This window comes from Agrobacterium tumefaciens (assembly GCF_013337285.1).
In the GTDB taxonomy this organism is placed as follows: Bacteria; Pseudomonadota; Alphaproteobacteria; order Rhizobiales; family Rhizobiaceae; genus Agrobacterium; species Agrobacterium burrii.
This window is the reverse complement of record NZ_SUPW01000002.1, coordinates 59,870-82,378: the sequence shown is the minus strand read 5'-3', so window position 1 is coordinate 82,378 and position 22,509 is coordinate 59,870. Positions and strand designations below refer to the sequence as shown.

Here is a 22,509-nt window from a genome sequence, read left to right as displayed (position 1 = left end):
TGGAGGACAGACAATGGCAAATGTTGCAGCCGCAAGCGGCGCCGCCCGTCCAATGACGGGCGAGGAGAAGAAGGTGATTTTCGCTTCTTCTCTCGGAACAGTCTTCGAATGGTACGATTTTTATCTATACGGCTCGCTTGCGATCTATATCGGCGCGAACTTCTTCAGCCAATATCCGGAAACGACGCGCAACATCTTCGCGCTTCTGGCCTTTGCCGCCGGCTTCCTCGTGCGCCCCTTCGGCGCGCTGGTGTTTGGACGTCTGGGTGACATCGTCGGTCGTAAATATACCTTCCTGATCACCATTCTCATCATGGGTGTTTCCACCTTCCTCGTTGGCGTCCTGCCCGGCGCATCCCAGATTGGCATCGCCGCTCCGATCATCCTGGTCATCCTGCGCATGCTTCAGGGTCTAGCGCTCGGTGGTGAATATGGCGGTGCCGCGACCTATGTGGCCGAACACGCCCCCAATGGCCGCAGAGGCTATTACACCTCGTGGATCCAGACGACGGCGACGCTCGGCCTGTTCCTGTCGCTGGTGGTCATTCTCGGCGTGCAGTTCGCACTCGGCAAGGAAGCCTTCGCCGCCTGGGGCTGGCGCATTCCCTTCCTCGTTTCGGTTCTGCTGCTCGGCGTATCGGTCTGGATTCGTCTGAAAATGAATGAATCCCCCGCCTTCAAGAAAATGAAGGAAGAGGGCAAGACCTCCAAGGCACCGCTCAGCGAAGCCTTCGGCCAGTGGAAAAACGCCAAGATCGCCCTGATCGCCCTCGTCGGCGCCGTCATCGGCCAGGCAGTCGTGTGGTACACCGGCCAGTTCTATGCGCTGTTCTTCCTGCAGAGCATTCTGAAAGTGGACGGCCAGTCGGCCAACATCATGGTCGCAGCGGCCCTCATCCTCGGCACGGGCTTCTTCGTGCTCTTCGGCTGGCTTTCCGACAAGATCGGCCGCAAGCCGATCATCATGGCCGGTCTCATCCTCGCGATGCTGACCTACTTCCCGCTGTTCAAGGCGCTCACATGGGCGGGCAACCCGGCGCTGGCACAAGCACAGGCCAGCGTTCGCGCCACCGTCACCGCCGCTCCGGGCGACTGCAGGTTCCAGTTCAACCCGACAGGCACGGCGAAATTCACCACATCCTGCGATATCGCCACTTCGTTCCTGACACGCAACTCCGTTCCCTATGACGTGGTTGCCGGAACGGCCGGCCAGCCGGCGAGCGTCAAGATCGGCGACGTCAACATTGTCAGCTACGATGCAGTCGCAGCTGGCGCGGATGCGGCAGCCAAGGACCGGGCCTTCCAGAAGCAGGTCAACATCGCGCTGCATGATGGCGGTTACCCGCTGGTGCGCAGCGCGGCACAGGTTCCAGACGCGAAACTGGACGCCTTCATCGCTGCAAACCCGGAACTCAGCCTCAATGCTGAGGCGGTTCGCGCCACCGACAAGAAGATGGTGGCGACCGACAAGCTGGTGGCGGACAAGCTGTTAACACCGGCCGAAACCGGTGGAGCCGCCGAGATGGCCGTCTACACCATTGCCGGCGGCGGCGCCTTCGCCATGGTGGCCGATCCGGCTGCCGTGAACTGGGTCGTCATCATCGCGGTCCTGACCGTCCTCGTCATCTACGTCACGATGGTCTATGGCCCGATCGCTGCCCTCTTGGTCGAACTGTTCCCGACCCGTATCCGCTACTCCGGTATGTCGCTGCCCTACCATATCGGCAACGGCTGGTTTGGTGGCCTTCTGCCCGCCACCGCCTTTGCGATGAGCGCGGCGAAGGGCGACATCTATTACGGTCTCTGGTATCCGATCGTTTTCGCAGGCATCACGCTGGTCATCGGCCTGCTGTTCCTGCCGGAAACCAAGGATCGCGACATCCACGCCATGGATTGATCCCCGATCATTCCGCAAACCAGAAACCCGGCGCCAACACGCCGGGTTTTTTATTGAAGCCGTACCGCCAACGCTCGAACTGGCCTTTCCCGGCCTGTCAATCCGCCGCAGGTAGAAAAATAACAGGGACGGGACAAAAATACCTGAAATAGGCTATGACGCCTTATCAAGACGGAAATGGGAGAGCAGTTTTGAAAATCGGGACACCGAAGGAATTATATGATGGCGAGGCGCGCGTCGGCATGACGCCCGACAGCGCCCAGGCATTGCAGAAACTCGGATATGATTGCATCGTGGAGGCCGGTGCGGGCAAGGCGGCGGGATTTTCCGACGACGCCTATCGCGCAGCCGGCGTCACCGTTGTCGATAGCGCGGATGCGCTTTACGCCAGTTCCGACATCATCGCCAAGGTTCGTCCGCCGGAAACGTCGGAGATTGATCGCCTGTCTTCGGACAAGACGCTGATCTCGTTCTTCTATCCCGCCCAGAACAAGGACCTTCTGGAACAGACCAAGGAAAAGGGCGCAAACGTCATCGCCATGGACATGGTGCCGCGCATCTCGCGCGCCCAGAAGATGGATGCCCTGTCCTCCATGGCCAATATCGCCGGTTATCGCGCCGTGATCGAGGCAGGCAATAATTTCGGCCGCTTCTTCACCGGTCAGGTCACCGCCGCCGGCAAGGTGCCGCCCGCCAGGGTGCTGGTCATCGGTGCCGGCGTTGCCGGTCTTGCGGCCATCGGCACGGCCACCTCGCTCGGCGCGATCACCTATGCCTTCGACGTTCGCCCGGAAGTGGCCGAACAGATCGAAAGCATGGGCGCACAATTCGTCTATCTCGATTTCGCCGAACAGCAGGATGGCGCAGCTACCGGCGGTTATGCCGCTCCCTCCTCGCCGGAATTCCGCGAGAAGCAGCTCGAGAAGTTCCGTGAACTGGCCCCGCAGATCGATATCGTCATCACGACAGCGCTGATCCCCGGTCGTGACGCCCCCAAACTCTGGCTCGCCGACATGGTGGCGATGATGAAGCCCGGTTCGGTCATCATCGACCTTGCGGCCGAGCGCGGCGGCAATTGTGATCTGACGGTGCCCGACCAGCGCGTCGTATCCGACAATGGCGTTATCGTCATCGGCTACACGGATTTCCCGAGCCGCATGGCGGCGCAGGCCTCGACGCTCTATTCCACCAACATTCGTCACATGATGACCGACCTGACGCCCGCCAAGGACGGCAAGCCGGTTCATAACATGGAAGACGACGTCATTCGTGGCGCGACCGTTACCTATCAGGGCGAGATAACATTCCCGCCGCCGCCGCCGAAAATTCAGGCGATTGCCGCGCAGAAGCCGAAGGAACGAGCCAAAGAGCTTACGCCCGAGGAAAAACACGCCAAAGAACGCGCCGAGTTCAAGGCGCAGACCAGAAGTCAGGTCGGGCTGCTCGTCATCGGCACGGCGCTGCTGCTTCTCGTCGGTCTTTTTGCCCCGGCAAGCTTCATGAGCCACTTCATCGTCTTCGTGCTCGCCTGCTTCATCGGTTTCCAGGTCATCTGGAATGTCAGCCACTCGCTGCACACGCCGCTGATGGCTGTGACGAATGCGATTTCCGGCATCGTCATTCTGGGCGCGCTGCTGCAGATCGGCTCCGGCAACTGGCTGGTGGTGATCCTTGCCTCGCTTTCCGTCCTGATCGCGACGATCAACATCGTCGGCGGTTTCCTCGTGACACGGCGCATGCTCGCCATGTTCCAGAAGTCGTAAGCCAAGCGAGGATCTTATAAATGACCATTGGTATCGTTTCCGCGGCCTATGTTGCCGCAGCCGTTCTCTTCATCCTTTCGCTTGGCGGCCTTTCCGGCCAGGAAAGCGCCAAACGCGCCGTCTGGTACGGCATTACAGGCATGGGCCTTGCCGTCGCCGCGACCGTCTTCGGACCTGATGTCGGCAATTGGTTTATCGTGCTTCTGATGCTGGCGGGTGGCGCCGTTCTCGGCTATTTTGTCGCCAGCCGCGTGCAGATGACCGAAATGCCGCAGCTTGTGGCCGCCCTTCACTCCTTCGTCGGCCTTGCCGCCGTCTTCATCGGCTTCAACGCCCATATCGAAGAAGCGCATATCGCCTCGTTCGATGAGACCGCGCGCTCGCTGCTGACGGGTTTTTCCGCCATCCTCGCCCATAAAACGCCTGTCGAACTGGCGATCATGAAGGTCGAGGTCTTCCTCGGTGTCTTCATCGGCGCGGTCACCTTCACCGGCTCCGTCGTCGCCTTCGGCAAGCTGGCCGGCAAGGTGGACGGCAAGGCGAAGAAGCTGCCGGGCGGCCATGTCCTCAATGCCGGCGCCGCGATCCTGTCGCTGGTGTTGCTCATCATGTATTGCAACGGTGCGGGCGCATGGACGCTGGTGCTGATGACGCTTGCCGCCTTCTTCATCGGTTACCACCTGATCATGGGCATCGGCGGCGCAGACATGCCTGTCGTCGTTTCGATGCTGAACAGCTATTCCGGCTGGGCGGCAGCAGCCATCGGTTTCACGCTCGGCAACGATCTGCTGATCGTCACGGGCGCGCTGGTCGGCTCCTCGGGTGCGATCCTGTCCTACATCATGTGCAAGGCGATGAACCGCTCCTTCGTCTCGGTCATCCTCGGCGGCTTCGGCGGCACGACGGGTCCGGCGATGGAAATCGAGGGTGAACAGGTGGCGATTGACGCCGAAGGCGTGGCGTCGGCGCTGAACGATGCCGACAGTGTCATCATCGTGCCCGGTTACGGCATGGCGGTGGCGCAGGCGCAGTCGGCCGTGTCGGAACTGACCCGCAAGCTGCGCGCCGACGGCAAGACCGTGCGCTTCGCCATCCACCCGGTGGCAGGCCGTCTTCCCGGCCACATGAACGTGCTCTTGGCCGAAGCCAAGGTGCCTTACGACATCGTGCTGGAAATGGACGAGATCAACGACGACTTCCCCAATACCGACGTCGTCATCGTCATCGGCTCCAACGACATCGTCAACCCGGCAGCGCAGGACGATCCGAACTCACCGATTGCAGGCATGCCGGTTCTGGAAGTGTGGAAGTCGAAACTCGTCATTGTCTCCAAGCGCGGCCAGGGCACGGGCTACTCCGGCATCGAGAACCCGCTGTTCTACAAGGACAATACGCGGATGTTCTATGGTGACGCGAAGAAGTCGATCAACGATCTTCTGCCGCTGATCAAGTAAATGAAGAGGGCGTTTCCGGAAGACCGGAAACGCCCTTTTTTATCGAGGTGACAAAGAAACCTCTCCGTCATCCTCGGGCCTGTCCCAAGGATCTATCCACGTCGAATAAAATCAATCGGTTGCAGATCCTCGGGACGAGCCCGATGATGACGGCGTGGGAATAGGTACTGTCACGCTTTGAAAGCGTGGCCTCCGGAGACCGCGCTCAAAGCAGCCGGTAACGCCGGTTGAAATACATCAGCGCTTCTTCGCCCTCATTGATCTTCATATCAACGACATCACAGATCAGAATATCATGCGTGCCGCCGTCATGGGCCTCGCGGATGCGGCAATCGAAGGACACCAGCGCGTCTTCCAGAACCGGCGCGCCGGTTTCAAGCACACCCCAGTTGCCGGCAGCAAAACGTTCGTCGGCGGGTGTCTTGCCACCAAAAAGCGTGCTCAGCACCTCGTGATGCGCGGCAAGCGTGTTGACGCAGATGACGCCGTTTGCCTTCACCACCTTATAGGCTGAGGCATTGCGGTTGAGGCAGACGAGAAGCGTGGGCGGATTGTCGGAAACGCTGCAAACGGCCGTTGCTGCAAAGCCCGCACGACCAGCTGCACCGTTGGTAGTGACGATATTGACCGCCGCACCGAGCCGCGCCATGGCGTTTCTATAATCGAGGCTGCGCTGCTCTGCAGTCTTCGTCTCCATTGCCGCTTCCTTTTCAAGAGACATCATCTGCATCTAACCCATCCTTCCTTAACAGGCCATCAAGCCAGCACGCAGGCGTCTTCAAAGCCAAGCCGCGGCAGGCGGCCGAAGAGCTTCGATGGATCGCCATGACCGAGATTGATCAGGAAATTGGACTTCCACGTCGTGCCGGCAAAAAACGCCGCATCCACCTTTCCCTTGTCGAAACCGGACATGGCCCCGGTATCCAGCCCCAAAGCCCGGGCCGCAAGAATGAGATAACCCGCCTGCAACGTGCCATTGCGGAAGGCGGTCTCCTCGGCCATGGCCGCGCTCGAGGTGAACCAAGAACGGGCATCGGCATGCGGAAACAGCACCGGAAGCTTCTCGTAAAATTCGCTGTCGATGGCGGCGATGACGGTCACGGGTGCCGCCATGGTCTTTTCGAGATTGCCGGAAGACAGCGCGGGCCGGAGCTTTTCCTTGGCTTCCGGGCTGCGCACGAACACGAAACGGCCGGGCGAGCAATTGGCCGAGGTCGGCCCCATCTTCGTCAGATCGTAAAGCGCCTTCAGCGTCTCGTCACTGACCGGCTTTTCCGTCCAGCCATTGTGGGTGCGCGCCTCGGTAAAAAGCGTTGCCAATGCCTTGCTGTCCAGGGGGGCCGTGTCATCAAGTGGTTTCGTCATGTTACTCTAAAATCCTGTCAGAATGTCTGGATGCCCGGCAGCAGAAACTGCAGAAGCCTTGTGTTGAAAAGCTCGGGCTCGGTGATATTGACGGCATGCGCGCCGAAATCGAGAAGACAAAGCTCGCTTTGCGGCAAGCCATCGGCGAGCCGATGCGACCGGGTATAGGGCACCAGAAGATCGTCCTTCGTTGCCACCACCAGCACCGGATTGTCGACCTCGCCAAGCCGGCTATCGACATCGAAAGCCCGAAGCGCCGCAATACGCCGCAGCACATTTGCCTTACCCTGAAAATGCGCAACGCCATGGGCATCGTCCCGCGCCAGCCGCTCCTGATGGTCCGACATCCAGGCGGCCGGATAAAGAAACAGCGGCTGAGCCTTCACGAAAGCCTCGACACCGGATTTCTCCAGAAGCTCGATCCGCACATCGAAGCAGCGCCCTGAATGCGGATCGGCCTTGCTCCAGGCGTTGATGAGAACAAGCCTGTCGATAAGGCCGGGCCGGCTGAGCGCGATATCCAGGCCGATCAGGCCGCCGAGCGCATGGCCCATGAAGTGGAATTTTTCGAGGTTGAGGGCCGAGACAATCTCCAGCACGTCATCCGCCATCGCCGATATGCCGCCCTCCGCCGGCGCTTCGCCGCCCGTCCTTCCTGTTCCGCGATGGTCATAGGTGACGATGCGGAAATGGTCGGAAAGGGCTTCGATCTGCGGCGTCCAGTAAGTACCAGATCCGCCCAGCCCCGAAGACAGCAGGATAGTGGCCGCCTCAGGATCAGTCCGGCCATGAACCTCGAAATGCATCATCTGCCGCTTCGCCCTATTTGCCGATATGGGCGACGGTGGCGATTTCCACCAGCGCGTCGGGCTTTACCAGCCCGCACTGGATGCAATACCGCGCCGGCTTTTCGCCGGGGAAATATTCGGCATAGACCACATTGACGGCCTGATAGTTCGCCCAGTCGGTGATGAAGATGTGGTTCATCGTCACGTCCTCCATCGTGCCGCCGGCGGTTTCAATGACCGACTTGATGGTCTCAAGAACATGGCGGGTCTGGGCGCTCGCATCACCCACATGCACGACATTATTGTCCTTGTCGAACGGCAGCGTGCCGGACACGTAAACCACGCCATCGGCAAGGGTTCCCGGCGAGAAGGGAGCGATAGGCTTGCTGGTGCCAACAGGTACGATGATCTTTTTCGGCATTTCGTTCTCCTCTTTGTGGTTCCTGCTTACTCGGTGACGGGTGCGGCCTGCGAGATGACGCCGCAGAAATCATTGACGGTGGCGACCCAGCCGAAAAACTTCTCGACATTGTAGACCGTCGCCTGCTGGATAAAGTCTGGCCCCAGATGATGCGTGGCGTCCTCCAGCATCACCCCGAAATATTCGAGATGGAAGGCGTCGCGCAGCGAGCTTTCGACGCAGACATTGGTGGCAATGCCGACAAAAACCAGATTGCGGATGCCGCGGGCGCGCAGCACGCTGTCCATATTGGTGTTGAAGAAACCGCTATAACGCGTCTTCGGCACCAAGATATCGCCGGGCTGCGGCTGCAACTCGTCGACAATGGCATAATCCCACGTACCCTTGGCCAGCAGCTGGCCCTGCAATTCCGGCCTTTTGCGCATGGTCTTCAAGGCATTGGATTTATGCCAGTTGGGCGAACCCGGTCCGCCCGCCTCGACATAATCCTTGTCCCAGCCATTCTGGAAATAGATGACCTGAACGCCCGCCGCCCGCGCCGCATCCAGCGTTTTCTTGATGTTGGCGATGGTGCCCTTGGCCCCGGATATATCGAACCCGGCCAGATCGACATAACCGCCCTCGGTCGAATAGGCGTTCTGCATATCGACCACGACAACGGCGGTCTCGCTGGGCTTGAGGGTGATCGGCTCCGGCCGGGCGGGAAGCGTCACGCTTTCCGAACGGCTTTCCGGCCCCTTGTAACCCGCAATGACGGCTTCACTCATTCGGCAGCCTCCAGTTCGGCCTGAACATGCGCCCGGCTCTTCATCAGCGGCTGCACATATTTCCCGAATTTTTCAACGCCTTCGAGGAAGTCGTCGAAGGTCAGCATCACGCCGCCTGTACCCGGCACTTCGCTCATCTCATCCAGCATGGCCGCCACTTCCTCATAGGAACCGATCAGCGTTCCCATGTTGATGTTGACCGCCGAAACGGGGTTGGACATGTGACGGACATTGGTGTCGGAGCCGGATTTGGTGTCGACGGCGCTTTGCAGGCCGAGCCATTTGATGGCATCCACATCCGCACCTGCCTTGTAGTGCTCCCATTTCGCCCAGGCATCCTCGGATTTTTCCTCGGCAAGCACCATCGTCAGCACGACGGATTTCACCTCGCGGCCGGACTTTTCCGTCGCCGCCAGCAGCCGCTCATTGGTGGGCGCGAAAGCCTTGGGCGTATTGACGCCGACACCGAAGCAGAAGCTGTAATCGGCGAACTTGGCCGAAAACGCCATGCCGGAATTGGAGGAGCCGGCGCAGATCAGCTTCACGTCGCCCTGCGGCACCGGCTTCATCCGGCAATCCTCCATTTTGAAGAACTTGCCGTTGAAATCCGATTGCCCGTCAGTCAGCAACTCTTTCAGAACGGTGGTGTATTCGCCAAGGTATTCGTAGCGATCACCGAAATAATCATCGCCCGGCCACAGCCCCATCTGGCTGTATTCCGGACGCTGCCAGCCGGTAATCAGGTTGATGCCGAAACGGCCGCCGGAAATGGAATCGATCGTCGTCGCCATGCGCGCAACAATGGCCGGCGGCATGACCAGCGTGGCGGCCGTGCCAAACAGCTTGATCTTGGAGGTGACGGCGGCAAGGCCTGCCATCAGCGTAAAGGACTCCAGATTATAATCCCAGAACTCGGTCTTGCCGCCAAAGCCGCGCAGCTTGATCATCGACAGCGCGAAGTCGAAACCATATTCCTCCGCCTTCAGCGTGATCGCCTTGTTCAGGTCGAAGCTCGGCTTGTATTGCGGCGCGTTTTCGGAAAGAAGCCACCCATTGTTCCCGATCGGGATAAAAACACCAACTTCCATTTTGCTGTTCCCTTTTTACGTCAGGTGTCTCCTGACTTGACAAAAGAGTAGCAGGTTCCGTGCCAGACCAAATAAAATAATTTTATCAAATGGATAAAATTTTGGGGCGGAAGAAGCTTTGATCAAAAGATAAAAAATTTATCATTTGGTCAAAATATTTGCCTGTTTATTCGGCAGAAGTGAATGCGACAGTCGTATGACTGGAAGTTGTAGAAATAGTCCTGAAAGTGCGGTGAGGCGCGCTTCACACTCCTCGTCATCCCCGGGCTTGTCCCGAGGATCTATCCACGTTCAGTAAAATCAATCGGTTGCAAATCCTCGGGACAAGCCCGAGGATGACGGCGCTGGGTTTTCGAAATTGCGATCAATCGCGATTAGCTCGTCAAGAGCTATGCCAAAACCTCAAACGAGGCGCTGCTGCGCATAGGCATGGACCGCTCGGAAGGCAGCCTCGGCACCCGCGACAACCCGCTCCTCCTCGTCAACCGTGAGCGCAATTTCATCAAGCGCGGCAGTGAACGTGCGCCAATGCAGGCCGCGTCCTTCCGGTGCGCCGGCCAGATGGCGCGCGCCGAATTCTTCGCCAAGACCAAGCTTGGCCGCATCTTTCAGCAGGAAAGCCGCACCGAGATTGGAACCTTCGACCACATAAAGCCAGCCCATCGCCTCCGGCAGATCGAACGGCGTTTCGCCGGTGAAACGCGCAGCCTTGGCTTCCGGAATAGCGAGACCAAGATCGGCAAGGTCCTGCTCGATCATGGCGAGGCGGCGGCGGCCTTTGAGGTCGGGAAGCATGCCATCAAGCGTAGCATTGGAAAAGAAAACGTCGAGATCGCGATGGAAAAGATATTGGGTTTCGACGAATTTGCCGAAGTTTTCCCGGCTCTCGAACGGCTTCGCGGCCATGATGAAGGTATCGAGATCGCCATGGGCGCCGCGCGTCGCTGCTTTCAGGCGCTTGACGCGGCTCTGTTCGATCTCTGCTACAGGCGCTGTCGGCTCCGCAATGGTCATGGTTATGGTCCCTTTATCCCTATATTCAGACTGCCTGATAAAAATCTTTACTCCAACAGTCAAATTTTATTTTCGTATTTTTTCGTGACCCCTGGCAGAGAAAACACGCGGGCAAAAGGGCAGGAAACGGCACCGCGCCAATCATCCTTAATGGCTCATCCCGGACCACGAACAGAAAAGGCGCCCGCCGCGTCGAAAACCGAATTCCTCCCCCGCCCTGAACGTTCCAGATAATCACCTTGCAATTACTGCTTTACAACTAACATGTCAGTATGCCATCAATCCGCGGTCACCTTGGAGGAGCATCTTAATTGACCCAGAAATTTGGCCTTTCGGCAGCCCTGACGACACCGTTCAAGACGGACGGAACGGTCGATATCGACGCCATGATCGCCCATGCCCGCCGCTGCCTGTCAAACGGCTGTGATAGCGTGACGCTGTTCGGCACCACCGGCGAAGGATGCTCGGTTGGCAGCCGTGAGCGACAGGTCATTCTGTCCCGCTTCATCGAGGCCGGCATTGCGCCATCGCGCATCGTCACCGGTGTTCTGGTGGACTCCATTGAGGATGCGGCCGAACAATCGGCGGACGCCCTGAAATCAGGCGCCCGCAATATTCTTCTCGCCCCGCCTTCCTATTTCAAGAATGTCAGCGATGACGGATTGTTTGCCTGGTTTTCGGCGGTTTTCGCAAAGATCGGCAAGGGCGCGCGCGACATTCTCGTCTACAACATCCCTTCCGTGACCATGGTGACATTGTCGGTCGAACTGGTGGGACGGCTGAGGGAAGCGTTTCCGGGCATCGTCACCGGCGTCAAGGATTCCTCCGGCAACTGGAGCCATACCGAACGCCTGCTGAAGGAACACGGCGATCTCGCTATCCTGATCGGCGATGAGCGCGATCTCGCCAGGGGCGTTCGCCTCGGCGGCCAGGGCGCCATCTCCGGCGTCGCCAATTTCCTGACGCAGGAAGTCCGTGCCATGGCCGTTGATGGCAAGGACGACAGTCGCATCGTCGATCTTGTTGTGGAACTTCTGAAATTTCCGGTTACGCCCGCCGTCAAGGTGCTGGTATCACACACAACAGGGGAAAATATCTGGGCGGATGTGCGCGCGCCGCTTGTCGCCATTTCACCTGAGGATCGGCGGCAGATCGAAGGCGCATTCGACGCGCTGTTTCGCAAACAGGCCGCTTGAACGGACCTTGAAAGGTTGAGCATGGACGATACCGGCGAACAGACATTGCGGGAACGGGCGTATGAAAGCTTTACGCATCACCTTCTCTCGCGTGATGTTCGTCCGGGGCAATTCATCTCGCAACGCCGTCTCGTGGAATTGACGGGTCTGCCGCTTGGGGCGATCCGGGAGGCAATTCCGCGGCTGGAGGCGGAAGGGCTGATCAAGACCGTGCCGCAGCGGGGCTTGCAGGTCGCCCATATCGACATCAACCTTATCCGCGAGGCGTTCCAGTTCCGTATCTTCCTCGAAAAGGAAGCCGTGGCGCTGTTTACCCGCTCGGCTTCCGACGAGACTATCGCGAAGCTGCTGAAACAGCATCGCGATATTGCCGAAGCGGCTGAAAGCAGCGGGGAATCGCCGGAGCTGGACCAGCATGCCCAGCAGGTGGACTGGGGCATGCACGATGCCTTCATCGACTCTCTTGGCAATTCGATCATCTCGAATGCCTACCGGGTCAATTCCATCAAGATGCGCCTCATCAATCAGGAGCGCTTTCGCATCGCCGGCCATGTGAAGTCCGTGATGAAAGAGCATCTCACCATTCTCGAAGCTATCGAGAAGAGGTCCGTTGAAGACGCCGTAGAGCGACTGACCGCCCATATCCGCAATGCGAGGGACAGGGCGCTGGCGGTATAGGGCAATTCCGGCAGATGACAGAGCCGTCGTTCGCTGGAATTGCATGAAAATAAGCAACAAGCCGGGGTGAGGAGAATTTCCGGCTAACTGGAGGAGAACTGACATGAAGCATTCATTGCTCAACCCCACGCGCCGCGCCTTTCTGGCCGGCACGGCGGCGATTGGCGGCAGCGCGGTGCTCGGCATTCGCCCGGCATCGGCGGCGGTGAACTGGAAAAAACACGCCGGCACGACGCTTGAGGTCAACCTCGTCAAAAGCCCGCGCAGCGAAACGCTGATCAAATATCTCAGCGAATTCGAAGAACTGACCGGCATCAAGGTCAATGCCGAGGCGACACCGGAACAGCAGCAGCGCCAGAAGGTGGTCATCGAGCTTTCCTCCGGCAAGCCGAGCTTCGACGTGGTGCATCTGAGCTACCACGTGCAGAAGCGTCAGTTCGAAAAGGGCAAATGGCTGGCCGATATCAGCGGCTTCCTGAAGGACCCGTCGCTCACCGATCCGTCGCTGGTCGAAAAGGACTTTGCAGAAGCCGGCATGCTGTTCGCCAAGGATAGCGACGGCGTGCTTCGCTCGCTGCCCTTCTCGGTGGATTACTGGATCGTCTACTGGAACAAGGACCTGTTCGAAGCCAAGGGCCTGAAATATCCTGAGACCTTCGAAGAGCTGGTAACGGCGGCGGAAAAGATCACCGACCCCTCCACCAACACCTATGGTTTCGTCGCACGCGGCCTGAAGAACGCCAACACCCCGGTCTGGACCTCGCTGATGCTGGGTTACGGCGCAAAGCCGATCAGCGCGGACGGAAAAATCGATACCGAATCCAAGGAGGCCGTGGAAGCGGCAAAGCTCTATCAGCGCCTGATGACCAAGGCCGCCCCTCCCGGCGTCTCAGGCTTCAACTGGGCGGAAGCGCAATCGGCCTTCCTGCAGGGCAAGATCGGCATGTGGTTCGATGGCGTCGGTTTCGCCCCGCCGATCGAGAACCCGGAAAAATCCCGCGTGGTCGGCAAGGTCGGCTATGGCGTCATGCCCAAGGGTCCGGCCGTTCAGGCCGCCGGCACTTTCGGCGATGGCCTCGGCGTCGTCGAAGCCAGCAGCAAGAAGGAAGCCGCCTATCTCTTCTGCCAATGGGCGATCTCGCACGACATGGGCGCGCGCCTGCTGCAGGCGGGTGCCGGCGTTCCGTTCCGCCAGTCCATCCTTGAAGACCAGAAGGTGCGCGAAGGCGTGAAGATGCCGGCCGCCTGGCTGGATGCCGTCGTCGGTTCCGGCAAGGTCTCGCAGCTTGCCCTTCCCGTCATCATTCCGGTGACGGAATTCCGCGACATTTACGGCGTCGGCCTCACCAACATGATCGGCGGTGCTGACCCGGCGGCGGAACTGAAAAAGGCGACGGAACAGTTCGCACCCGTTCTGGCGCGTAGCGAGGGATAATGGCCTCCGTGAGCATCGAAAACACCAAAACAGGTGCCAGTCGCGCAGAAGGGAGCAAGCCGCCAAGGCTTGCTCCCAACTACTGGCCCTTCGTCATACCGGCACTGGTCGTCATTTCGGCTGTCATTGTTTTTCCGTGGGTGTTTACTCTATGGATGAGCGTGCACCGCTGGACACTCGGGCAGGAGCAGAGCTTTATCGGTTTTGATAACTACATCAGGCTCGCCAGCGATCTCAGGTTCTGGGAATCGCTGTGGCACACGCTCATCTATACCGTGCTGTCGGTTGTCGCTCCCCTGTTCCTCGGAACATTGGCAGCGCTGGTTTTCGATGCGCAATTTCCGCTGCGCGGTTTTCTGCGCGGCGTTTTCGTCATGCCAATGATGGCGACCCCGGTCGCCATCGCGCTCGTCTGGACCATGATGTTCCACCCGCAGCTGGGTGTTCTCAACTATCTTCTCTCCCTCATCGGCATCGGCCCGCTGGAATGGATTTATAACCAGTCCACCGTCATCCCCTCGCTGGTGCTGGTGGAAACCTGGCAATGGACGCCGCTGGTCATGCTGATCGTGCTCGGCGGGCTGGCTGCAGTCCCCCGCGAACCCTATGAAAGCGCCGAAATCGACGGCGCCAACGCCTGGCAGAAGTTTCGTTACCTGACCATGCCGATGATTGCGCCGTTCCTGATGATCGCCGTCATCATCCGCTCCATCGACGCCGTCAAAAGCTTCGACATCATCTACGCAATGACTCAAGGCGGACCCGGTACGGCATCCGAAACCATCAACATCTACCTCTACAACACGGCGTTCTCCTACTACGACATCGGTTACGGCTCGGCCATGGCCGTGGTCTTCTTCATCATCATCGTGGCGCTGTCCTTCGTACTTTTGATGGTGCGCCAGCGTGCACAATGGAACGAGATGGAGGACCGCTGATGACCCGCAAATTGCTCAAACGTAAAAACCTCGACCGCATCGGCCTGTTCTTCGTGGCGCTGGTGATGATCTCGCCGGTCATCCTGTTCTTCATCTGGATGATCTCGCTGTCGCTGAAATATGAAATCGACAACGGCGCTTATCCGCCGATCCTCATCCCCGAACGTTTCGCCTGGTCGAACTATGTGAAGGTGTTCGAGGAGAATAATTTCTTTCTCTATTTCTGGAATTCGGTGCTCGTCACTGGTGCGGCCACCATTCTGGCGCTCGTCATCGGCGTTCCCGCCGGTTACGGCATCGCCCGACTGAAGGCGGAAAAGTCGGCCGTCGTCATCATGATCGCCCGCATGACGCCCGGCCTTTCCTTCCTCATTCCGCTCTTCCTGCTGTTCCAATGGCTGAACCTGCTCGGCACGCTCTGGCCGCAGATCATCATCCATCTTGTCGTGACGGTTCCAATCGTCGTGTGGATCATGATCGGTTATTTCGAGACCACGCCGAAGGAGCTGGAAGAGGCGGCAAGCATCGATGGCGCATCCTCCTGGCAGGTGTTCCGGCTGGTGGCGCTGCCGATTGCCAAGCCCGGCATCGTCGTCTCCTTCATCCTCGCGGTCATCTTCTCGTGGAACAACTTCGTCTTCGGCATCGTGCTGGCCAGCCGTGAAACACGCACCCTGCCGGTCGCGGTCTACAACATGCTGTCCTTTGAACAGGTCAGCTGGGGGCCGCTTGCCGCAGCCGCGTTGATCGTGACGCTGCCGGTGTTGCTGCTGACCATGTTCGCACAGAAACAGATCGTGGCGGGTCTCACCGCCGGCGCCGTCAAGGGCGGCTGAATTCAAATTATAACGGGAACCAAAAACATGGCACCGGTCAATATTCAAAATGTCCAGAAGCGCTTCGGCTCGGTCAATGTCATCCACGGCATCGATATCGAGATCAAGGATGGCGAATTCGTCGTGCTCGTCGGCCCTTCGGGCTGCGGCAAATCCACCCTGCTGCGCATGATCGCCGGGCTGGAGGAACTGAGCGACGGCGAAATCCACATCGGCGCGCGTGAGGTCAGCCATCTGCCCGCCCGCGACCGTGACATCGCCATGGTCTTTCAGAACTACGCGCTTTATCCGCATATGACTGTGAAGGATAATATGGGCTTCGCGCTGAAGCTGAAGAAGGTCAGCGCCGAGGAAACCAGAGCCAAGGTCGATAAAGCCGCCGCCATTCTGGGGCTGGACAAGCTGCTGGACCGCTATCCGCGCCAGCTTTCCGGCGGCCAGCGCCAGCGCGTCGCCATGGGCCGGGCGCTGGTGCGCGATCCGCAGGTCTTCCTGTTCGACGAGCCGCTTTCCAACCTCGACGCCAAGCTGCGCGTGCAGATGCGCGGCGAGATAAAGGCCATGCACCAGCGCATCGGCACCACCACCATTTACGTCACCCACGACCAGGTGGAAGCCATGACCATGGCCGACAAGATCGTCGTGCTGCATGATGGCGTGATCGAGCAGATCGGCGCGCCGCTGGAACTGTACGACCATCCGGCCAACCTTTTCGTCGCCGGTTTCATCGGTTCGCCTGCGATGAATTTCATCCGTGGCCGCGTCGAAGAAGGCGTGTTCCGCACCGCAAAGGGCCTCAGCCTGCCGCTGCCCGCCAATGCCGATATCGGCAAACTGGGCGGCCGCGATCTCGTCTACGGCGTACGGCCGGAACACATTCGCGCCGCCGAGACCGGCATCGAAGGCCGGGTCGAACTGGTCGAAGGCACCGGCTCGGAAATCTATGCCAAGCTGAGCTGCAAGGGCGACGACATCGCCTGCCTGTTCCGCGAGCGGCTGGATGTGCGGTTCGGCGATACGATCCATATCGCCATCGATCCTGCTATGGTGCATCTGTTCGACAAGGACAGCGGCAAGCGCATCTAAATGGATGAGAGAGTGACGGGCATGGACAGCGAACACCCAAGCCACAAACATGTGCTGTGCGTGGGCGCTGCCGTGCTGGACACCCTGTTCCGTGTGCACGACATGCCAAAGGGCGAAGGCAAGGTCCTGCCCTATGAAATGCTGCAGATTGCCGAAGGCATGGCGTCCAGCGCTGCCTATGCGGTGCACCGCATGGGCGGCCGCGCCAGCCTCTGGGGTGCGGTGGGCGACGATGAAACCGGTACCCGTATCCTTCGCGATCTCAGTGAAAGCGGCATAGACACGAACGGCATGACGGTTGCGCCCGGCGCACGCTCGGCCCTGTCGACGATCATCATCGATGACCGGGGAGAACGGCTGATCGTGCCTTTTTACGATCATCGCCTGCATGAGAAAAAACGCTCCTGCACGCCGGAAGATATTGCCCCCTTTGATGCCGTTCTGGTGGATGTGCGCTGGCCGGAATTGGCGCTTGATGTGCTGACTGTTGCGCGTGCGCTTGGCAAACCCGCCATTCTGGATGGTGATGTTGCGCCGGTGGAAACGCTGGAGAAGCTTGCGCCCGCCGCAACCCATATCGTCTTTTCCGAACCCGCCGCCGCCCGGCTGACCGGGCTTGAAACGGTGAAAGACATGCTGCCGGTGCTGCATTCCCGTTATCCGCAGACCTTCATCGCCGTTACCGCCGGACCAGCGGGCTGCTGGTGGACGGAAGCCGACGATCCGACGGTGCATTTCCAATCAACGATGCAGGTCGAGGCGGTGGACACGCTGGCGGCGGGCGATATCTTTCACGGCACATTTGCGCTCGCGGTGGCGCAAGGCATGCAAAGCCGCGCCGCCATCCGCCTGTCCTCCGTTGCCGCCGCGCTCAAATGCACGGTGTTCGGCGGCCGCATCGGTGCACCCACGCGCGAAGAGACCGAGGAAGCCATGCGGCAATGGCTGGAGCATGAAGGCGAACCCGCGCTGCGCGCCTCCTGAGCGCATCCATTGCCCGCATAAAACTATTCCATTTTTGCGATGCCGTTTCGCGGCAAACTAGGCTAACGTTCGGACAAGCAAAGCTTTTCACAAGCCGCACTCGCTCCAATTTCAGCCTGCATTCCGCAAAAGTGATCGCCCGATGCACCAGACGACCCGCCCGAGACTGCGCGATATCGGTTTCCGGCCCGGCCATTTCGAAACCGGTCCGCTCAACGCCATCACCGATGTCGAAGGTGTGACCATCGGCCATTCGACCGTCATCGAGGGCGAGACGATCCGCACCGGCGCAACCGCGATCCTTCCGCATGGCGGCAATCTCTTTCAGGACAAAGTGCCCGCAGCCTTCGCCGTCTATAACGGCTTCGGCAAATTCGCCGGCTCCACACAGATCGAGGAACTGGGCGAACTCGAAACACCTGTTATTCTCACCAACACGCTGGCGACAGGCCGAGCCATTGAGGCGATCAACCGCCATACGCTGGCGCAGCCGGGCAATGAGAAAGTCGTCTCGATCAATGCCGTCGTCGGCGAAACCAATGATTCCCGCTTGAACGACATCCGTGCCGGCCGCCCGACCATCGAGGAAATCTCGACCGCGTTGAAAAACGCGACCACAGGCACCGTCGCCGAGGGCGGACTTGGCGCAGGGGCCGGCACCGTGGCCTTCGGCATGAAGGGCGGCATCGGCACCTCATCTCGCATCGTCACCATCGCCGGAACGACCTATACGCTAGGCGTTCTCGTCCAATCCAATTACGGCGGCCACCTGCTGGTATGCGGCAAGCCCTATGTCAGCCCGGAGCACAAGGACAAGGACGGCTCGATCGTCATCATTGTCGCAACCGACGCGCCGCTCTGCTCCCGCAATCTGAAACGCCTGGCGGCCAGAAGCTTTGGTGGACTGGCACGCACGGGTGCCGCACTCAGCAATGGCTCCGGTGACTATGCGCTGGCATTTTCCACCGATGAGCGGCTGCGTCGCACGCCTGCGCGCCGCAAGGCGGTGGCGGAATACCCTGAGCTTTCCAACGATGCGATTTCGCCACTCTTCGAAGCCGCGATAGAGGCGACGGAGGAGGCGATCCTCAATTCGCTCTGCACGGCCAATACGACAACTGGCTTCAATGCCGGCACCGGCAAGGTCTCCACGGTCGAGGCCATTTCCATCGACACCCTTAAAACCCTTCTTTCAGCCTGACTTTTCCAGACGGAGTTCTCATGACTAGCCAATCCGGTCGCATCGTTTACGTCAACGGCGAATTCCTGCCCGAGGCAGACGCCCGCCTTTCCATCTTCGACCGCGGTTTCTTGTTCGGCGACGGCATTTATGAAGTCACCTCGGTTCTCGAAGGCAAGCTGATCGACAGCGACCTGCACATGGCCCGGCTGGAACGCAGCGCCCGCGAAATCGATGTGCCGCTGCCGGTCACGACCAAGGAAATCGTCGAGGCCGAGCGCCGCCTGATTGCCGACAACAACCTCGTCGAAGGCATGATCTACCTGCAGCTGACGCGTGGTGCGGAAGACCGCAACTTTCTGTTCTCCGCCGATCTGAAGCCGACACTGGTCATGTTCACCCAGGCCAGGAAGCTGATCGGCACGCCCGTCGAAGAAGCCGGTATCGCCGTCAAATCCGTTCCCGACCAGCGCTGGGAACGTCGCGATATAAAGACCGTCTGCCTGCTGCCGCAGGTCATGGCCAAACGCATCGCCAAGGCCGAAGGCTGCGACGAGGCGTGGATGATCGAGGACGGTTTCGTCACCGAAGGTGCATCTTCCACCGCCTACATCGTCACCGCCGATAAAAAGATCATCACCCGCGGCAACAGCAACAAGACCCTGCCCGGCTGCACCCGCCTTGCCGCCCTGCAACTGGCCAAAGAAGCCGGTTTCACGCTGGAAGAACGGCCTTTCACGCTGGCAGAGGCGCTTGATGCTGATGAAGCCTGCCTGACCAGCGCCTCCAACTTCGTGGTTTCGGTCACGAAAATCGACGGTAAGCCGGTGGGTGACGGCAAGCCCGGCCCGATGGTAAGCCGCCTGCGCGCGCTCTACCTCGAAAACGCCCGCCGCACGGCCATCTGAACCGGCTCTAACCTTCGAGAACCGCCCATATGCGCTCAACAACGGGCCGGCGGTTCTCCTTGGAACGATAAAGCCTGATATCGACGGCAATATCGAAACTTGAATCAGCGGCGCGCACCAGAGCGCCGCTATCAAGCTCCTGCCGCATCAGGCTCTCCGGCACCCAGGCGACACCCCAGCCGGCCATCGCCATGGCTTTCAGCCCCACCGACATGCTGCCTTCATGCACCCGCTCGAATTGCGGCAGCCGCGCGCTCAGGAGATCGCGCAGCAACGGCCCGAAGAACGAAGCCTTTTCATAATCCAGATAGGCAAAGGGTTTTTTCGCATTTTCCGCCAGCGCATGCAGCGGTGAGCCATCCGCAGCGGGCGCGGAAACGGGAATGATGTTTTCCGCACCCAGCACACGAAACTCGAAGGTCTGCGCATCGAGCAGCATCGGCACTTCGGGATGAGCATAGGTCAGAAGAAAATCACTCTGCCCGTCCACCAGCGAATTGAGGTTTTCCTCCATGCTGCCGGAATCGGGCCGCAAAACCGAAAACAGCGGTCCCGCCGTCTCGTTCACCCGTTTCAGCCAATCCGGGAAGAAGGTGAAGGAGAGGGTGTGCAGGGCCGTCAGCCGCACCGTCTTGGCATCGGCGCCCTCTTCCTGAAGAAGTGCGCGCCGCGCATGGTAAAGCTGCTTCAGCGTCTCCTGCGCCACCGGCACGAACTTCGCGCCCGCCTCGGTCAGCCGCGAAGGATAGGAGGCGCGATCAACCAGCGTCGCCCCCACCCAGGCTTCCAGCTGCTTGATACGCCGGCTGAAGGCGGATTGCGTCACATGCCGCTCATCCGCCGCCTTCGAGAAATTGAGCGTTCCGGCCAGCGCCAGGAAATCCTCGAGCCATTTGACTTCCAACGGCTTATTCTCCCACAAAGATGTTGTCCCGGCCTGCCGGGAACACGGGTCTTTATTAGGAGCAATGGCAGCCGATTGAAACCCACAAGAAAGCTTCGGGCTGTTGAGGAAACGGCCCAACCTCACTCTCGTCATCCTTGGGCTTGTCCCACGGATCTAAGCACGTCAACAAAATCAATCGCTTGCAGATCCTCGGGACAGGCCCGAGGATGACGCCGAATTTGTGGGGCGCGCCGGGATCGGTCTCAGTCGTTAGCCGCCCCTTGAATATTCGATCATCCGCGCCCGGCTGGAAACCAGCTCGATCCGGTCGTCACCCAGCCGGTTGAGGCAGACGCGCTTCGTCCACGGCCCATCGGTGAGCGTGAAGAGGAAGCGACCGTTGCCCAACGCCTTCAACGGCATGCTGCGGCGTGTGGGGCCGATGCTCATCGTCAGCGACGAGCCGCTGATCGAAAATTCCGCCCCCTCATCCGAACGCCACAAGCCCGAAAGGTTATTCGGCACGGCATGCTCACCGACGGGCAGGAAGCGGCGGGCGGCGTGGCCGGCATCGCCGACAATGGCCTCACCGTCTAGCCTGAGGCGCATCGGCGAGGATGCGGAGCGGGAAGAGACCCAGCCATCGACATCTTCATAAAGCGTGTCGTCGCCATCGATGAAGGTCGATGTGCTGCCCTTGATCTCCAGCCACCATGGACCGCTTTCGGTGACATAGAGGCCTTCCGGCAGGCTGGCAGCGGGTTTGGGCAAAGGCAGGCCGGTCAAAGCCGCCATGCTTTCCAGCGCGATCTTGAAGCCGTTGGTATCCTCGCGGTTCGACACCACGACGAAACCCGTGTCGTTTTGTGGATCAAGCAGGAAATAAGTCTTGTAGCCGGGATGCGAACCGCCATGGCCGACGAAGCGCCTGTCGCCGAGATGCGACCAGCGCAGGCCAAGGCCATATTCGCTCATCCGCCCATCGGCGAGCGGCCGTTCAGCTGAAAGCCTGTCGAGAACACCTGCAAAGCTGCCCTCGCCCCTCATCAGCCCCTGCAGCCAGCGGGTGAGTGCTTCGGCACTGCCCGCAAGACTTCCGGAAGCGGAAATGTGCAGGCCGGCCGCCGAAAGCTGCCAGTTGTCTTCGGACTTCCAATAACCGGGCGCCAGACCGTCGACAGGATCGTTCCAGACATCCGGCGCCTTCAGAAACACACCAAAGGGACCGGCAATCTGCGTCTGCACGAAATCATCGAAGCGGAAACCGCAGCGCTCCAGCGCCGCTTCCACCAGACGGTAACCGGTATTGGAATAGGACACCTCGCTGCCGGCCGAAAAATTCAGCCGGGTCAGTCGCGACAGGTACTCGAGAAGCGGGCCGGCCTTCGTCTCGGTGTAGACGGAAAGGCCAAGCAGCGACAGGCATTCGCGCGTATCCGGCAACCCGCCGCTCATGTCCAGCGCCTGCCCGACCGTGACATCACGCAGCGGCGATTGCAGCTCCGGCAGATGTTTGCCGAGTGGGTCGTCAAGGCCGATCAGGTCGGAATGGGCGAGCACCATGGCGCAGAAAGCATGTTTGGTGACGGAGGCATACCGCACCACGCTCTGCGGCGTGAAGGGTGCGAAGGTTGAAAGACTTTCGACACCGCCCGCATGGGCGAACCGGATGCCATCGAGATCAAAACCGATGACCGCCCCGCCCGGCTCGTTGTCCGCCCATTGCGAGACGAAGCTCTCTGAAAGGGTTGAAGCGGCGTTCCAGTCGAATTCTTTTGGCATGGCTCGGTCTCGTGTCTTGTCGTATTTAAAGAAAGCCTCGGCA

Annotated in this window: 21 protein-coding genes; 12 read left to right on the top strand and 9 right to left on the bottom strand. The window is 59.7% G+C overall.

The genetic code is table 11. From position 1 onward, the window contains the following. The first annotated feature begins 13 nt into the window (after positions 1-13). The 3 genes from FCH38_RS06115 (at position 14) to FCH38_RS06105 (ending at position 5,114) form a co-directional block, all read left to right on the top strand. Positions 14-1,897, top strand: a complete 1,884-nt coding sequence (locus tag FCH38_RS06115; protein ID WP_174373201.1) for an MFS transporter — start codon at positions 14-16, stop codon at positions 1,895-1,897. A 191-nt stretch (positions 1,898-2,088) separates the two neighbouring features. Continuing rightward, positions 2,089-3,660 carry a Re/Si-specific NAD(P)(+) transhydrogenase subunit alpha gene (locus FCH38_RS06110; protein WP_174373200.1) on the top strand — a complete coding sequence of 524 codons (1,572 nt, stop codon included), beginning with the start codon at positions 2,089-2,091 and terminating at the stop codon, positions 3,658-3,660. A gap of 20 nt (positions 3,661-3,680) precedes the next feature. After that, on the top strand, positions 3,681-5,114 hold the full coding sequence (locus FCH38_RS06105; protein ID WP_174373199.1) for an NAD(P)(+) transhydrogenase (Re/Si-specific) subunit beta: 1,434 nt from the start codon (positions 3,681-3,683) through the stop codon (positions 5,112-5,114). A gap of 205 nt (positions 5,115-5,319) precedes the next feature. Here FCH38_RS06105 and rutF read toward each other — a convergent pair whose 3' ends face one another. The 7 genes from rutF to FCH38_RS06070 all read right to left on the bottom strand — a co-directional run bounded on the left by rutF (position 5,320) and on the right by FCH38_RS06070 (position 10,557). After that, complete coding sequence (gene rutF / locus FCH38_RS06100) at positions 5,320-5,844, bottom strand: NADH-dependent FMN reductase RutF (RefSeq protein ID WP_174373198.1); 525 nt, start codon at positions 5,842-5,844, stop codon at positions 5,320-5,322. A 26-nt stretch (positions 5,845-5,870) separates the two neighbouring features. After that, a complete protein-coding gene (locus tag FCH38_RS06095) occupies positions 5,871-6,479 on the bottom strand; it encodes a malonic semialdehyde reductase (protein ID WP_174373197.1) in 609 nt (202 codons plus the stop codon). Positions 6,480-6,496: 17 nt separating this feature from the next. Then, complete coding sequence (rutD, locus tag FCH38_RS06090) at positions 6,497-7,288, bottom strand: pyrimidine utilization protein D (RefSeq protein WP_174373196.1); 792 nt, start codon at positions 7,286-7,288, stop codon at positions 6,497-6,499. A 13-nt stretch (positions 7,289-7,301) separates the two neighbouring features. Continuing rightward, positions 7,302-7,688 carry a pyrimidine utilization protein C gene (gene rutC / locus FCH38_RS06085; RefSeq protein ID WP_174373195.1) on the bottom strand — a complete coding sequence of 129 codons (387 nt, stop codon included), beginning with the start codon at positions 7,686-7,688 and terminating at the stop codon, positions 7,302-7,304. Positions 7,689-7,714: 26 nt separating this feature from the next. Beyond that, positions 7,715-8,455, bottom strand: a complete 741-nt coding sequence (gene rutB, locus FCH38_RS06080; protein ID WP_174373194.1) for a pyrimidine utilization protein B — start codon at positions 8,453-8,455, stop codon at positions 7,715-7,717. Then, a complete protein-coding gene (gene rutA, locus FCH38_RS06075) occupies positions 8,452-9,543 on the bottom strand; it encodes a pyrimidine utilization protein A (RefSeq protein WP_174373193.1) in 1,092 nt (363 codons plus the stop codon). Before rutA ends, rutB begins: the two co-directional genes overlap by 4 nt. A gap of 402 nt (positions 9,544-9,945) precedes the next feature. Beyond that, the gene (locus FCH38_RS06070; protein WP_174373192.1) at positions 9,946-10,557 is read right to left on the bottom strand and encodes a biliverdin-producing heme oxygenase; all 612 of its coding nucleotides are present in this window, start codon (positions 10,555-10,557) and stop codon (positions 9,946-9,948) included. 311 nt (positions 10,558-10,868) lie between these two features. On the opposite strand from FCH38_RS06070, the gene FCH38_RS06065 reads away from it, so the two are divergent. The 9 genes from FCH38_RS06065 to FCH38_RS06025 all read left to right on the top strand — a co-directional run bounded on the left by FCH38_RS06065 (position 10,869) and on the right by FCH38_RS06025 (position 19,798). Beyond that, positions 10,869-11,753, top strand: a complete 885-nt coding sequence (locus FCH38_RS06065) for a dihydrodipicolinate synthase family protein (protein WP_174373191.1) — start codon at positions 10,869-10,871, stop codon at positions 11,751-11,753. A gap of 21 nt (positions 11,754-11,774) precedes the next feature. Beyond that, positions 11,775-12,431, top strand: a complete 657-nt coding sequence (locus FCH38_RS06060) for a GntR family transcriptional regulator (protein WP_174373190.1) — start codon at positions 11,775-11,777, stop codon at positions 12,429-12,431. Between the two features lie 103 nt (positions 12,432-12,534). Continuing rightward, on the top strand, positions 12,535-13,866 hold the full coding sequence (locus FCH38_RS06055) for an ABC transporter substrate-binding protein (protein ID WP_174373189.1): 1,332 nt from the start codon (positions 12,535-12,537) through the stop codon (positions 13,864-13,866). Next, complete coding sequence (locus FCH38_RS06050) at positions 13,866-14,804, top strand: carbohydrate ABC transporter permease (protein ID WP_174373188.1); 939 nt, start codon at positions 13,866-13,868, stop codon at positions 14,802-14,804. The genes FCH38_RS06055 and FCH38_RS06050 overlap by 1 nt, the downstream gene beginning before the upstream one ends. Next, positions 14,804-15,640 (top strand): carbohydrate ABC transporter permease, encoded by an 837-nt coding sequence (locus tag FCH38_RS06045; RefSeq protein ID WP_092770593.1) that lies wholly within the window; start codon positions 14,804-14,806, stop codon positions 15,638-15,640. The genes FCH38_RS06050 and FCH38_RS06045 overlap by 1 nt, the downstream gene beginning before the upstream one ends. A 27-nt stretch (positions 15,641-15,667) precedes the next feature. Next, positions 15,668-16,726: an ABC transporter ATP-binding protein gene (locus FCH38_RS06040; RefSeq protein ID WP_153516447.1), complete on the top strand. Its 1,059-nt coding sequence runs from the start codon at positions 15,668-15,670 to the stop codon at positions 16,724-16,726. 21 nt (positions 16,727-16,747) lie between these two features. Beyond that, positions 16,748-17,710, top strand: a complete 963-nt coding sequence (locus FCH38_RS06035; protein WP_174373187.1) for a sugar kinase — start codon at positions 16,748-16,750, stop codon at positions 17,708-17,710. Positions 17,711-17,852: 142 nt separating this feature from the next. Continuing rightward, complete coding sequence (locus FCH38_RS06030) at positions 17,853-18,911, top strand: P1 family peptidase (protein WP_174373186.1); 1,059 nt, start codon at positions 17,853-17,855, stop codon at positions 18,909-18,911. Between the two features lie 20 nt (positions 18,912-18,931). Beyond that, the gene (locus FCH38_RS06025; RefSeq protein ID WP_174373185.1) at positions 18,932-19,798 is read left to right on the top strand and encodes a D-amino-acid transaminase; all 867 of its coding nucleotides are present in this window, start codon (positions 18,932-18,934) and stop codon (positions 19,796-19,798) included. A 7-nt stretch (positions 19,799-19,805) separates the two neighbouring features. Here the strand turns inward: FCH38_RS06025 and FCH38_RS06020 are convergent, their stop codons facing one another. Together FCH38_RS06020 and FCH38_RS06015 are read right to left on the bottom strand one after the other, a co-directional pair. Continuing rightward, a complete protein-coding gene (locus FCH38_RS06020) occupies positions 19,806-20,702 on the bottom strand; it encodes a LysR substrate-binding domain-containing protein (RefSeq protein ID WP_174373184.1) in 897 nt (298 codons plus the stop codon). A gap of 252 nt (positions 20,703-20,954) precedes the next feature. After that, positions 20,955-22,466: a serine hydrolase domain-containing protein gene (locus tag FCH38_RS06015; protein WP_174373183.1), complete on the bottom strand. Its 1,512-nt coding sequence runs from the start codon at positions 22,464-22,466 to the stop codon at positions 20,955-20,957. Positions 22,467-22,509: the final 43 nt, after the last annotated feature.

Bases quoted from the DNA above. Each gene is read 5' to 3' on its own strand.
- rutC (WP_174373195.1), bottom strand. From the start codon at position 7,688: ATGCCGAAAAAGATCATCGTACCTGTTGGCACCAGCAAGCCTATCGCT.
- FCH38_RS06115 (WP_174373201.1), top strand. From the start codon at position 14: ATGGCAAATGTTGCAGCCGCAAGCGGCGCCGCCCGTCCAATGACGGGC.
- rutA (WP_174373193.1), bottom strand. From the start codon at position 9,543: ATGGAAGTTGGTGTTTTTATCCCGATCGGGAACAATGGGTGGCTTCTT.
- FCH38_RS06070 (WP_174373192.1), bottom strand. From the start codon at position 10,557: ATGACCATTGCGGAGCCGACAGCGCCTGTAGCAGAGATCGAACAGAGC.
- rutF (WP_174373198.1), bottom strand. From the start codon at position 5,844: ATGCAGATGATGTCTCTTGAAAAGGAAGCGGCAATGGAGACGAAGACT.
- FCH38_RS06095 (WP_174373197.1), bottom strand. From the start codon at position 6,479: ATGACGAAACCACTTGATGACACGGCCCCCCTGGACAGCAAGGCATTG.
- FCH38_RS06040 (WP_153516447.1), top strand. From the start codon at position 15,668: ATGGCACCGGTCAATATTCAAAATGTCCAGAAGCGCTTCGGCTCGGTC.
- FCH38_RS06025 (WP_174373185.1), top strand. From the start codon at position 18,932: ATGACTAGCCAATCCGGTCGCATCGTTTACGTCAACGGCGAATTCCTG.
- FCH38_RS06045 (WP_092770593.1), top strand. From the start codon at position 14,804: ATGACCCGCAAATTGCTCAAACGTAAAAACCTCGACCGCATCGGCCTG.
- rutB (WP_174373194.1), bottom strand. From the start codon at position 8,455: ATGAGTGAAGCCGTCATTGCGGGTTACAAGGGGCCGGAAAGCCGTTCG.
- FCH38_RS06055 (WP_174373189.1), top strand. From the start codon at position 12,535: ATGAAGCATTCATTGCTCAACCCCACGCGCCGCGCCTTTCTGGCCGGC.
- rutD (WP_174373196.1), bottom strand. From the start codon at position 7,288: ATGATGCATTTCGAGGTTCATGGCCGGACTGATCCTGAGGCGGCCACT.
- FCH38_RS06030 (WP_174373186.1), top strand. From the start codon at position 17,853: ATGCACCAGACGACCCGCCCGAGACTGCGCGATATCGGTTTCCGGCCC.
- FCH38_RS06035 (WP_174373187.1), top strand. From the start codon at position 16,748: ATGGACAGCGAACACCCAAGCCACAAACATGTGCTGTGCGTGGGCGCT.
- FCH38_RS06060 (WP_174373190.1), top strand. From the start codon at position 11,775: ATGGACGATACCGGCGAACAGACATTGCGGGAACGGGCGTATGAAAGC.
- FCH38_RS06105 (WP_174373199.1), top strand. From the start codon at position 3,681: ATGACCATTGGTATCGTTTCCGCGGCCTATGTTGCCGCAGCCGTTCTC.
- FCH38_RS06015 (WP_174373183.1), bottom strand. From the start codon at position 22,466: ATGCCAAAAGAATTCGACTGGAACGCCGCTTCAACCCTTTCAGAGAGC.
- FCH38_RS06050 (WP_174373188.1), top strand. From the start codon at position 13,866: ATGGCCTCCGTGAGCATCGAAAACACCAAAACAGGTGCCAGTCGCGCA.